Annotated in this window: 12 protein-coding genes; all 12 read left to right on the top strand. The window is 49.3% G+C overall.

Features of this window, described 5'->3' with window-relative positions; all coding sequences use genetic code 11:
* Window positions 1-52: 52 nt before the first annotated feature.
* The gene (locus EO141_RS08865) at window positions 53-979 is read left to right on the top strand and encodes a type IV secretion system protein (protein WP_127169001.1); all 927 of its coding nucleotides are present in this window, start codon (window positions 53-55) and stop codon (window positions 977-979) included.
* On the top strand, window positions 976-1,746 hold the full coding sequence (locus tag EO141_RS08860; protein WP_164739131.1) for a TrbG/VirB9 family P-type conjugative transfer protein: 771 nt from the start codon (window positions 976-978) through the stop codon (window positions 1,744-1,746). Before EO141_RS08865 ends, EO141_RS08860 begins: the two co-directional genes overlap by 4 nt.
* Window positions 1,743-2,996 carry a TrbI/VirB10 family protein gene (locus tag EO141_RS08855; protein WP_104647989.1) on the top strand — a complete coding sequence of 418 codons (1,254 nt, stop codon included), beginning with the start codon at window positions 1,743-1,745 and terminating at the stop codon, window positions 2,994-2,996. Before EO141_RS08860 ends, EO141_RS08855 begins: the two co-directional genes overlap by 4 nt.
* 11 nt (window positions 2,997-3,007) lie before the next feature.
* A complete protein-coding gene (virB11, locus tag EO141_RS08850) occupies window positions 3,008-4,045 on the top strand; it encodes a P-type DNA transfer ATPase VirB11 (RefSeq protein ID WP_127169000.1) in 1,038 nt (345 codons plus the stop codon).
* 108 nt (window positions 4,046-4,153) lie between these two features.
* Window positions 4,154-5,098: a lytic transglycosylase domain-containing protein gene (locus EO141_RS08845; RefSeq protein WP_127168999.1), complete on the top strand. Its 945-nt coding sequence runs from the start codon at window positions 4,154-4,156 to the stop codon at window positions 5,096-5,098.
* 62 nt (window positions 5,099-5,160) lie between these two features.
* Complete coding sequence (locus EO141_RS08840; RefSeq protein ID WP_039522151.1) at window positions 5,161-5,553, top strand: TrbC/VirB2 family protein; 393 nt, start codon at window positions 5,161-5,163, stop codon at window positions 5,551-5,553.
* A gap of 1 nt (window position 5,554) precedes the next feature.
* Entirely contained in the window at window positions 5,555-5,857 is a 303-nt protein-coding gene (locus tag EO141_RS08835) for a VirB3 family type IV secretion system protein (RefSeq protein ID WP_104581995.1), read from the top strand.
* 93 nt (window positions 5,858-5,950) lie between these two features.
* Window positions 5,951-8,383, top strand: coding sequence for a VirB4 family type IV secretion/conjugal transfer ATPase (locus EO141_RS08830; protein WP_127168998.1), 2,433 nt, complete (start codon window positions 5,951-5,953; stop codon window positions 8,381-8,383).
* Window positions 8,384-8,453: 70 nt separating this feature from the next.
* Window positions 8,454-9,227 carry a hypothetical protein gene (locus tag EO141_RS08825; RefSeq protein ID WP_127168997.1) on the top strand — a complete coding sequence of 258 codons (774 nt, stop codon included), beginning with the start codon at window positions 8,454-8,456 and terminating at the stop codon, window positions 9,225-9,227.
* A gap of 56 nt (window positions 9,228-9,283) precedes the next feature.
* Complete coding sequence (locus EO141_RS08820; RefSeq protein ID WP_241236641.1) at window positions 9,284-10,453, top strand: type IV secretion system protein; 1,170 nt, start codon at window positions 9,284-9,286, stop codon at window positions 10,451-10,453.
* 1,057 nt (window positions 10,454-11,510) lie between these two features.
* Window positions 11,511-12,107 carry a DUF4189 domain-containing protein gene (locus tag EO141_RS08805; protein WP_343135009.1) on the top strand — a complete coding sequence of 199 codons (597 nt, stop codon included), beginning with the start codon at window positions 11,511-11,513 and terminating at the stop codon, window positions 12,105-12,107.
* 163 nt (window positions 12,108-12,270) lie between these two features.
* A complete protein-coding gene (locus EO141_RS08800) occupies window positions 12,271-12,570 on the top strand; it encodes a hypothetical protein (protein ID WP_127168994.1) in 300 nt (99 codons plus the stop codon).
* Window positions 12,571-12,672 lie beyond the last annotated feature (102 nt).

Raw genomic sequence — 12,672 nt, 5'->3', positions numbered from 1 at the left:
CATTTCCTGTGCAGATTTGACATTGTGAAATCAAGGTATAAGCGGATTAATCATGTTCCGTAAGAAAGACTCTAGCAGTCAGAATGTTGATCAAGTCGTGGCGAAAGCGGTCAACTATGAGCTTACGATTGCGGACCTTGCGCAACGCAGTCAGCGTCGCGCCTGGATGGTCGCTACGGCCTCTTTAATGATGTCATTACTCTTGGCCGGTGGTTATTATTATATGTTGCCTTTGAAGGAAAAGGTTCCGTACCTGGTAATGGCTGATGCCTCCAGCGGAACTGCAACCGTCGCTCGACTTCAAGGTGATTTTTATAATCAGCAAATAACATCTAGTGAAGCCATAAATCGTAGTAATGTTGCGCAGTATGTGACTGCTCGTGAATCGTATGACTCGGAGATAATGACGCTGCGGGATTGGAATTTGGTTTTTATTATGTCCACTGCCTCTGTAGGTGCTGGGCACAAGCAATTGTATATGGAAAACAATCCAGATAATCCTTTTCTGAAGTATGGAAAAAGTAAAGCTATCAGGGTTAAGATTCTAAGTATAACCCCCCTGGGACAGCGTCCATCTGGCGGATTTCGTGGTGCTGCTGTCAGAATTCAGCGCACGTTGTATGAAAAAACGACCGGTACGTCATCATTCATTGACAATAAGTTGATTACGTTGGCGTTTGATTATAACGATAACCTGAAATTGGATGAGCAGGATAGGCTGCAGAATCCGTTGGGTTTTCAAGTGACCGAATACCGCGTTGATAATGATTATGACAAAGCTGTCCCTGATGTAGGAGCGCCGGTCGCAAGTAGTACGACACAGCCCTCGCCGCCACAGCAACAAGGAACTGCGGTTCCCCAAAGTGTTGATCAAGCGTCCGTGCCCGCGATTGGTGTGGCTGTTCCTGCAACGACTGAGGCTGCTTCTGGGACAGCTGAGGGAATTTCTATTGGAAATGATGGAGCAAAAGGTCAATGATGCTCAGGCATAGATGGAAGGTGTGGTTATTGGCCGTACTTACATCGGTCTACACGATCGGTAATGTAAGTGCTCAGGCTGTTGACTATTATGATTACAAGGCTGACCAAATCTATCAGATTCGTGCCGGGTTGGGCATAACTACCCAGATCGAGTTGAATCCAAACGAAAAAATACTAGATTATAGTACTGGCTTTAGTAGCGGTTGGGAATTGACGCGTAGGGATAATGTTTTTTATCTAAAGCCAAAAAATATTGACGTGGATACCAATATGATGGTGCGGACAGAAACGCACTCTTATATTTTCGAACTAAAGGTCGTTGCCACTGACTGGCGCGAGCTCGAGCAGGCGCGCCGTGCCGGAGTTCAATACAAGGTGGTTTTCAACTATCCCAGCGACTCGCAATTTACCGCAGCCCAGGATACTGCCAAGGATGAGAACAAGCCGCTGCTCAATACCGAACTATCCAAAGATAGGCAGTATTATTTTGACTATTCGTATTCAACGAGAAGTCGTCTTGCTTGGCTAGTTCCTGTAAGTGTCTACGATGACGGTCGGTTCACTTATTTAAAACTTACGGACTCAAATGCATTTCAGACGGGCAATTTTCCAGCTGTCTTTGGTCGTGAAAAGGAACACGGTGAAGATTTCGTTGTGAACACTACCGTGGAAGGAAATATGTTAGTGATCCATGGCACTTATCCTTATTTGATTATTAGGCATGGAAGCAATGTCGTTGGTCTCCGGAGGAACGTGAAAAAATGAGCCAGAATAATCCTCCTGACAATAACGACGGTCGCCTTGATGGCAGAGATAACGATCGGTCTCAGGCGACAAATAACGGGCAAGATACGAATAACCCATATTTCGCGCGCACGCAGGCGCAGCCATTGCCAGATCTGGATGCCTCGGCACCTGAACTGCGTTCTGTCGAAGATCAGCGTTTAAACAGGAAAGCTTTGTTTTTCTTGGGTGCAATTGTTCTCGTTTTGCTTGTGCTCGCCTTCTTTCTTTATAAAAGCGCGACTAGCCGCAATGTCGCAGATGCAAAGAAGGAGCCTACGGCTGCTGTCACAGCACCAAGTTTGCCAAAAATGGCAACCACTCCTGCTCCGGTCGACGTTCAACAGGACGTCCCTCCCATTTCACTTGCACCGCCGCCCCTTCCCTCAGCGGAAACGCCGGACTATCCTCAGCCGGTTTATCCAGCAAGCAACCGTCCGGCGGGACCTACCTTGGCTGAGCGTCGCATGGCCTCCGCCGGAGGCGCTAACGAATCTGGCGGCAGTGGCCCGACGAGCGCTGAAGAATATTCCAACTCCATATTGGCTGGACTTAATCCTGCTAGCGAGGGCGGGGTCGCGGGCGCGGAGGGTAGTAGCGAGGCAGATAAGCAAAAAGTCTCGAACGCTCAGTTTATTCGACATCCAGATGCGTTGCTTGTGCGTGGCACTTATTTGCGGTGCATTCTTGAAACTCGGGTAATTACCGATATTCCAGGGTTCACATCATGTCTTATTACTGAGCCTGTTTATTCCATTAACGGACGGACGTTGTTGTTGCCCAAAGGGTCAAAGATTTACGGAAGCTACAGTGGCGGTCCCACAGGCCAGCGTGTTTCTGTGATTTGGGACCGTATTACGACGCCGACAGGTATCGACGTCTCTATGGCAAGTCCCGGCATTGATAGCTTGGGCGGCGCGGGGCATCCTGGTCAGTATGACGCGCATTGGGGCCAGCGTTTGTCGTCGGCATTAATGATCAGCTTGCTAGCCGACGCCTTCAAGTATGCGGCAGCCGAATACGGCCCTGAACAGACAACAGTCTCACAGACTGGTGTAGAAGTTCAGTCCCCTTATGAGAGTGCAACCGCTCGGACAATGGAACGTCTTGCAAATGACGCAGCAACGGAAAGCATGAGGCGACCAGCAACTGTCACTATTAATCAAGGTTCGCTGGTTAATGTGTATGTTGCAAAGGACGTCGATTTCACTAACGTACTGCCAAGAAGGTAACGAGAGCACACGTGGACGTAGAAGTTTCTCCCGTCTCAAAGGCATCCAGTGAGTTCCTTGAATACCAGTACAGTGTGCTCGGTATTCGGGAATACATGCTCTCGTCCGAAGTAACGGAGATATGTATAAATCGTCCTGGAGAGGTGTATCTAGAGACGCGTAGCGGTTGGGAGAAGGTCGAGGTACCAGGGCTGACGTTCGAACGTGCTCGCCAATTCTGTACAGCAGTCGTCAATGAAAGTAACACGGGTCAGCGTATTACTGACGCTGATCCGGTTGTTTCACTGACTTTTCCAACAGGTCAACGGGCTCAGTTTGTTATTCCCCCTGCCTGCGATTCCGGTAAAGTCTCGATTACAATCCGTTTGCCCTCTAAGCATACGAAGACGCTTTCTGAATATCAGGAAGATGGATTTTTTGATCAGATCCTGGAGCACAGCGGAGAAGTAAGCGAGCACGACAAAGAACTTCTGATGCTACGCCAGTGCCGGCGATATGCTGAATTCTTCAGGCAAGCAGTACTGTACAAGAAGAATATCGTTGTTTCTGGAGCGACTGGTAGCGGCAAGACTACGTTCATGAAGTCGTTAGTCAACCATATCCCCGGTAGTGAGCGTCTTGTCACGATTGAAGATGCGCGGGAGCTGTTTATCTCGCAGCCTAATGTGGTTCATCTGCTCTATTCTAAAGGTGGGCAGAGCGCCAGCAACGTGACAGCCAAGAGCTGTATGGAGGCTTGCTTACGTATGAAGCCGGATAGAATTATCTTGGCAGAGCTACGGGGAGATGAAGCATTTTATTTTATAAGAAACTGTGCGTCTGGACATCCTGGCTCCATTACTAGCTGCCATGCAGGCAGCCCGGAGCAGACGTGGGACCAGTTGGCTTTAATGGTGAAGGCCTCGGTTGAGGGTTCTGGCTTAGAGTTCAATGTGATTAAACGATTGCTGATGATGACAATCGATATAGTCGTTCATATCAAGGCGCACGAGGGTCGGCGGTATATCACAGGTATCGACTTCAACCCAGAAAGGAGCTTTCAGTCATGATAAGAAAGGACGGAATGCTTTTTTTATCCTTGAATGAGGGCGTCTCGGTCATCTGTGCGTATACACGTTTGCTTGGCACCAAGTGTGAGATAGAGAGGAGGGCATATCGTGCTCCCTGGAATTGAAATGATGGCATGTGGAGAGATGGCCGCTCCGCTTTCTGTAATGCAGCATGTTGTCCAAGTAGAGTCTTCGCACAACCCCTATGCCATCGGCGTCGTAGGTGGACGGCTCGTACGGCAGCCGATGAATTTGAGCGAAGCGCTTTCGACGGTCCAGATGCTTCAGGAAAAGGGCTATAACTTTTCTCTTGGGCTTGCTCAAGTAAATCGTTACAACTTGTCGAAATACGGTCTGCAGTCTTACGAGCAGGCATTTCAACAGTGCCCGAACCTGAAGGCAGGATCAGCTATTCTCTCTGAGTGCTATCAACGCTCTGGGAAAGATTGGGGCAAGGCGCTTAGTTGCTACTATTCAGGAAATTTTGTGACCGGCTTTAGACATGGATACGTACAAAAGGTGTTCGATTCCATGGCAAGGGCTACCGCTCAAGCGGGCGTCGCTCCTATTCCGTTGGCGAATCAGATTCCAGTGCAGCTGAAGCAACCAGTCAAGCCGGCCAAAGCATTGCTCAAGTCATTGCCGGATCGCGTGTTGTCGCGCGTAGTGGACGACCGTTTGTATGCCGCAACCGCTATGCCGCCGGCTGATCCTGCTCAGGTCTTCCCTCAGAACGTGGCTGTCGAGAGCAGCGGGTCCGTGCGTTCAAGCCAAGAAGATCCCTTGGGCTCTTCTTCCTCAGTGCAGCGAAGTCCTGAGGCTTCCGCGCAATCGCTTGGGATCAGGACGATTAGCTCTTCAAAATCGTCTAGTGCCTCTCAAGCACCTACGGGCCTTTCGAGCGATGGAGAGGTTGCCGTGTTGATGAGTTCACGAGTACCGGTGATACTAGGTTCCCCTTCAAAGCAAGCTGCCGCAAACCACCCAGTTCCTTCATCTGCCTCTTCACAGCAGCCAGTTGTGAAAACAGGGGACGCGGCATTCGTTTTCTAGCCTCCGGCACGGCCGATCCGGTAGGTGCACCATCATGTTGGGCCTTAACAAGGAGATTCACAATGAAGCATGCCAAATTTGTTTCCCCCGAAACCCAGCAGACAGCCAAGACGGTCGTCAAGTCTGCGATATTTGTGGCGGCGTTGACTACATCAACTGCTTTTGCGCAGAATTTTGGTGGTACTGATACGAAGACCTGTGAGTTTTTCACCAGTATTACTGGCCTGCTCAATATCGCTTCGATCGCAGTGGTGACCATCGCGGTGATTTTTGCCGGTTATCAAATCGCATTTGCACATAAGCGCATAGGCGATGTCGCTCCGATTTTGATTGGTGGCGTTTTGATTGGTGCTGCTGGCCAGATTGCTCGTATGCTGTTGGGTACTGGAGCTGGTGGTAGCTGCGGAGCAGTTAACGCCTTTGTCACTCACAGCCTTCCTTTCCTGGCAGCTTAACGTGAAGAAAAACGTCGTCTTCCGCGGCTGCACCAGGCCTGCCATGTTCTTGGGCGTGCCCTATGTTCCGTTTTTCATAGGTGCAGGCGGGACGTTAGTTTTTTCTATGTATACGAATTTTTTATATCTTTTTCTTATTCCGGTGATTATTTTCATAATGCGTCAGATGGCTCGACGCGACGAGATGATTTTTCGCTTACTGGGATTGCGTTGGCAGTTCAAGTTAAGAGTTAGAAACGTTCGTTCCAATGCAGGAAAGTGGGTTTTTACACCCAATAGTTATCGGAAAAGTCCGCCTCCATGAAATTGGCAGGCTTTTGATAGTTTAGGGGTCGGCGTCGTCAGGCGCCGGCTTCCTTGCGTTTTCAGTGTTACCCACAGGGGCTAGGCCAAGCAGATGTTCAACCCGGACACCTCCATAAGCGAATTTATTCCCTTTTCGTCGCATGTCTCGGCCAACGTGGTCAAGACAACAGGGGGCGATTATCTGTTGACTTGGCACTTGGAAGGTTTGCCGTTTGTCGGTCGCGATGAATGGGAGCTGGAGCATCGGCACAACACATTTAACAGATTGCTGCAGACCCTGCGGGCGCCAGACTTCGTGAACGTTGCCTTTTGGGTGCATGACGTGCGACGTAGAAGGAAGCTGACGCAGAAAGGTAATTACAGAAACCTGTTCAATCAGCAGCTGTCGGAAAAGTACTTCGATATGCTGTCGTCGCAGAAGCTCATGCAGAATGAACTTTATCTGACGATGCTATATCGTCCAATGGTGAGCGGTAAGCGTTTCGCGGAGAAATCTACGGACATCAAACGATTGCAGGCTTCGCAGGAGCAGGCTGTTGCAAAATTGATGGAACTTGCCGGCAATGTCGAAGCGGTTATTCGAGATTATGCTCCTTACCGGCTTGGCATGTATGAGGCCAAAAACGGCATCGTCTTTTCCGAAACATTGGAGTTCTTTGCTTACCTTGTAAATCGAATCGATGAGCCTGTGCCGGTTCTAACTGCACCTGTCAACGAGTATTTGCCTGTCAGCCGGCATATGTTTTCAGCAAAAAGCGGAGACTATGTGATCAATACTCCCAATGGAGTGAATCACTTTGGCGCGCTTCTGAACGTAAAAGAGTATGCTGAAGGCACATATCCGGGTATTTTAAATGGGTTGAAATATCTTGACTTCGAGTATGTGATCACCCATTCCTTCAGTCCTATTGGGCGTCAGGATGCTTTGCGCGTACTGGACCGTACGAAGGGCATGATGATTTCTTCTGGGGACAAGGCGGTCAGCCAGATCATAGAGTTAGATATGGCGATGGACCAGATCGCATCAGGCAATTTTGTGCTTGGCGAATACCACTTTACGATGGCCGTTTATGCGGACAGCCAAGACATACTGACACAGAATATTGCTGCCACCCGCGCCGAGCTGTCGAATGGAGGATTTGTTTCCGCCAAGGAGGATCTTGCGGTTGCATCCTCATTCTACTCGCAGTTGCCAGGCAACTGGCGCTATCGCACGCGGATTGCCAATGTCAGCTCGCTGAATTTTCTTGGCTTATCACCGCTCCATAATTTTGCCAGTGGTAAGCGTAGCAATAATCCCTGGGGTGATTGCGTCACCACCCTGCAGACCACGAATGGTCAGCCGTACTTCTTCAATTTTCATGCTACTCATCCTAGTGAAAACTCACTTGGAGAGAAGGCAATTGCCAACACGATGGTGATTGGTAAGTCCGGTACCGGTAAGACCGCGCTTATCAACTTCTTGTTGAGCCAAGTTCAGAAATACGAGCCTTCGCCGACGATCTTTTTCTTTGATAAGGATCGTGGTGCTGAGATCTTTGTGCGTGCATGTGGCGGGAACTATCTGGCACTTGATAACGGTATGCCCACCGGGTTCAACCCTTTTCAATGCGAAAGGAATGAAGGCAATGTCCAATTCCTTGCCGACTTGATCAAGGTGCTGGCTGGCAAGCGCGAATACAGTTCGCGTGAGGAAGAGGATATCTTCCGAGCAGTAGAGAACATGCTTGACACGCCGATACATCTGCGCAGCATGACGAATTTCCAGAAGAGTTTGCCCAACATGGGTGATGATGGTCTATTCGCGCGTATGCGCCGCTGGACTTCCGGAAATTCTCTCGGTTGGGTGTTCGACAATCCAGTCGACACTATCGATCTGTCGCGTGCGAACATCATCGGTTTTGATTATACGGACGTCATCGACAATCCTGAAGTCCGTGTGCCGGTCATCAACTATCTGCTTCATAAGTTGGAAACCCTGATCGACGGCCGTCCTCTGATCTACGTGATGGACGAGTTCTGGAAGATCCTTGATGGTGGCGGCGGCTTGAAGGAATTCGCAAAGAACAAACAAAAAACTATTCGTAAACAGAACGGCCTAGGTATTTTTGCAACCCAAAGCCCGGAAGATGCACTGAAAAGCGACATTTCGGCGGCTCTGATCGAGCAGACCGCGACGCTGATCCTTCTGCCCAATCCGAATGCGGATCGCGAAGATTATATCAACGGACTCAAGCTCAGCGAGGCGGAGTATCAAGTTGTGATTGGATTGGATGAGCGTTCTCGCTGTTTCTTGGTTAAGCAGGGACACGCTTCCAGTGTCTGTCAGCTCAACCTGCGCGGAATGGACGATGCATTAGCGGTGATTTCAGCGTCTACCGACAACATCGAGATTATGCATGCTTCGGTCAATGATGCCGCCTCCCGATTGCATGTATCCGCGAACGACGTGCCGCCCGAAGAGTGGCTGCCGGCATTTTATGAAAATAGAAAGGGTTCTGGTAAAGGAAAGGCAGTAGTTTAGAAACATAATCGGTCGTTTGAAACCAGATTCTGTCGCTGTTGTCGTGAATATGAATGATAGGAGAATGTCCATGAGTCGTCAGTTGAAAGTTGGATTTCCAAAACTAAAGGCCCGGATTTTGGCGATTTCCCTGTATGCCAGTCTTGGCTTGACGTTGGTGCCGATTAATGCTGGAGCTAGTGGCGTTCCTGTTATAGACGTGGCTGCGATTGGAGAGTCCGTTAAGAATATGCTTGCCACCGTACAGCAGTGGGGGGTGGAGTACAGCCAATACACTGCACAATTTGAACTGCTTCAGAAAAACCTAGTTCAGTTGCAGTCTATGATCAATACGTTCGGACTACCAAGTGGGGTCAAACTTGAGCCGGTGTCGCCTAATTTTGGATTCGAGCGTTGCGGCGGTGGTATTAGCTTTAGCATGTCGTCCATCACAAGCATGCTGAGTAGTTCTACTGGGTTTGCGAATAATAATCCGCGTGAGCAACAAAAGCAGCTTTGCGTGGCTATTCAGTATATGAAAAATCAACGCTACAACTACGTCGTTGGTTTTCTAGCCGAAACTATGCCGACCATGGATCAGAGCTTGAACAAGCTAATGTCCCTGCGCAATTTCAGTGTGAATCCAGGTGATCTTAATGCTTCTATGTATTCTCTAAATGATACAAATACGCGCATGACCAAGACTTTTGAGCAAGTGAATAATCAAGTCAAGGGCTATGACACATATATCGCTGCGTTGGAAGATAACCAGCGCGCACTTACGCAGGATATGTTGCGTGGGAAGCAGAATATATTGGGTACTGTGGTGAAAACTGCTGCTCTTGCTGAAGCGCTTGGAGACTAGTGAGTGGAGTTTTCAGGATATTCATCGTTGCCCGAACCGTTGATTGAGGTGTTGTAATGGCAAATGGAATTTCAAATTTTGGGCAATGGATGAATAATCTGAGTGTGCAGGCACTCAGTCCTTATCCGGGTGTCTCGTCGGTCGGTGACTTCGTCTTCTATCGCCAGATCATGAGTTATCTGACGAATAGAATCTCCGACTTTGAAGCAGGTCTTCTGGGACGTTTTACGCTCTGGGTTTCGGGCGTTGCAATGATCGTGTTGACGATCTGGGTGATGATCCAGGGCTTCAACATGATCACAGGTCGTAGTCGGGAGTCGATGGCCGCATTCATCGTGACGATGTGTAAGAGCGCATTGATTGTCACGATTGCGGCTTCGATCGGGATGTCGAGTCCTTTCATCCAGAAGTTCGTCAACGACGATGTCAAGAAGGAGATCGCCTACGCGATCACGGGCGAGAACAAGACGCCGGAAGATCAGGTAGACGAAAGCCTGGGATGGATGCAGGTCGCTCTATCCAGCATCGACGTCCTCGACGTTGTACAAGATCCTACACTGGATTCGCAGAAATCCCGTGCGATGTGGATGGTTGGCATTGGGACTGGCGGCCCGGCCGTTGTGGCTGGTTCCATGATGCTCCTCTACCGCATCGCGATGGCGCTGTTCGTTGGTTTTGGGCCATTGTTCATTCTTTGTCTGCTATTTGAACAAACGAAATCATTATTCCAACGGTGGCTCTTCTATGGAATTGGAACCTTCTTCTCCATGTCCGTGCTGGCAGTCATGACATCCATTGCTTTGGACATGGTCACGAAAGTGTCTCTAGCCTTTTGGGGATCTTCGCTGCTGGGCTCCGTGTTGGGTCAGGATTTTACATCGGGTATCAGTAGCCAAGCACTGCAGCAAGGCGGCATGGGCTTGATTTTGACGACACTAATCTTGACTGCACCTCCAATGGCTGCGATGTTCTTCCAGGGCACGCTTGGTGCATTTACACCGTATGCGGCAATGGGGGCCGCGACTGGGGCTTCTGGTACTGCGAGCCGTCCGGGTCCGCAGGGGCAGCCGCCTGGATCTTATGGCTACTCTCCGCCTACACCAGTTGATGCGGGTAGAGAGAATGTTGGTGATTCACGAGTTAATCTTCCAAGGTTTAGTGGTACTCCCTCCGGCGAGCTGCTCGCAGGGGCAAAGGGCGCGCACAAAGACCGAGGGATTGCTTAAAATCGGCATCTGTATGGCTGGGTACGTTTAACTGGAAATAATTATGAAAAATTTAGTTGTTTCAATTCTAATTATTTTTTTTGGTAATGTCGTTGTTCTTGATGCCTCTGCGCAGACTGCCTGTCCAATTGGTACAGCTGCAGGCTCAGCTATGTGTGGTCCATCGCCAAGCTCGGCTGGGGGCTCCGCTGAGGAACTCCCACGGCCTCGCGCTGTCCCGAACGGCGAATGGGAGTCACGATGGGGGTCGATATCAATCGACGGCAACACAGGTAGCGTCGGTACCTCTAGTGACTTGGCTAGTAAGTCAGAAGCGGTGTCGCGTGCCAAAAATGATTGTGAGTCTGATGGTTCTAAAGACTGCAAGGTAATTACTACTTATAGCAATCAGTGTGTTGCGTTGGCGTGGCCGTCGGAGAGGAATAAGAAATTCGCTACCGGCCTGAGTAACGAGAAAAATGTCGCTATAGAAAGGTCAGTGACAAATTGCGAAAAATATGGTGGGGAGTGCAGGGGGGTTTATTCGTCGTGCAGCCTTCCGGTTTTTCATAGATACTAGGCGTACGATGTTGTGTGTTTGGGGAGCACTTAACCTTTTGGATGGAAAAATTTATTCCAACGGTGGCTCTTCTATGGAATTGAACCTTCTTCTCCATGTCCGTGCTGGCAGTCATAACTTCCATTGCTTTGGATATGGTCACGAAAGTGTCCCTAGCCTTTTGGGGATCTTCGCTGCTGTGCTCCGTGTTGGGTTAGGATTTTACATCAGGTATCGGTAGCCAAGCGCTGCAGCAAGGCGGAATGGGCTTGATTTTGACGACACTAATCCTGACTGCACCTCCAATGGCTGCGATGTTCTCCAGGGCACGCTTGTGCATTTACACCATATGCGGCAATGGGGGCGGCGACTGGTGCAGCTAGCCGTCCCGGGCCGCAGAGACAACCGCTAGGATCTTATGCACCACAGACCTATTCACCTCACCAAATTGCCAGAGATGCTAACTCTGATGTTGTCGTAGGAGCCGCCTCACCACCAGGGTGACACGCGGATCAGTTGATGCCCCTCAGCAGTCGGAAGGGAAATTTGCTAATGCTCCTTTACCTGAGCGACCTGGAGGCAGGAATGCATAACTCAATTTCCGCGAGACCTGTACTTTCTTGCGCTGCGCTATTTTTAATTTTGCCGATCACTGCAGCATTTGGCCAAACTGCCTGTCCGATTGGCACTGCGGCTGGTAGTGCGATGTGTGGTCCTGGGCCTTCAGATAGTCAGCGCTCTGGCTCTGACAGATATATAACGACTCCTGCACCCAGGCCTAATGGTGAATGGCTAAAAACTTGGGGCGCGGTTGCGCAGTCTCCTAATGGAGATACCGGTCTAAGTGCTGGCTTTCTTTCCAAAGTAGATGCCTCTACAGATGCACTATCTAAATGCGCTACTTGGGGTGCAGCTGATTGTCGTGTAATAGTAACGTATAGAAATCAATGTGTTGCTTCTGTTAACCCAGTTGATGGTGGTGCAGGAGGTGCTATCGCTAATGCTTCCTCTGTGGATAATGCAATAAAGATAGCCGGTAAAAGTTGCGAAAAGTCTGGTAGGGTTTGCAAAGTAACATTCTCACAGTGCTCAGAGCCTAAATTTAGGAGTTTTTAATGTGAGGAAATGATGAGCTTTTAGTTTGCATGGGTGTAGTGGGTTCAGGCGCTATATGTCAAATGATTTATCCTGCCTGTTCTAATTCTTTCGTAGAAGAATGCTAATCATCTGCGTTAATTTTGTTAGAATTTCGTGTTATATCTATCAAGGAGGTTTGAAAATGAGCGCTTTGAAGTCTTTGATTTGGGTGCTTTTGGTTGTCGCTTCACCAGTCTATGCAGGGGACTCCTGCACTACATTGATGTGCATGTCTGGAAAACTAGCGGGCGTAAGCACAGGTCAAAGTTGCGTCGAGCCTATGACGGATTATTTTAAAATCGTCCGTTTTGATCGTCATGGTTACAGTGAAAGAAAAACCAAGAGTGCTCGTCAATCGTATCTAGACTCTTGCAGTTCCGAGACTAGCGGTGAAGGTAAACGAATCAACGAAAAATTTGGTACTATGCGCTTGGGTTTTTAAAAGGGCTTCTATTTAGGCTTTGTTCCAAAAATTGGAAGCTTGCCGCGCAAAAAATTTCCGCGGCCCGAGCAGCGCAAAGCGCTTGTGGCCATCTGGTCGATC

It is taken from the genome of Xanthomonas sp. BRIP62415 (genome assembly GCF_003993515.1).
In the GTDB taxonomy this organism is placed as follows: Bacteria; Pseudomonadota; Gammaproteobacteria; order Xanthomonadales; family Xanthomonadaceae; genus Xanthomonas; species Xanthomonas euroxanthea.
The sequence above is the reverse complement of the archived record's forward strand: the minus strand, read 5'-3'. Positions and strand labels throughout refer to the sequence as shown.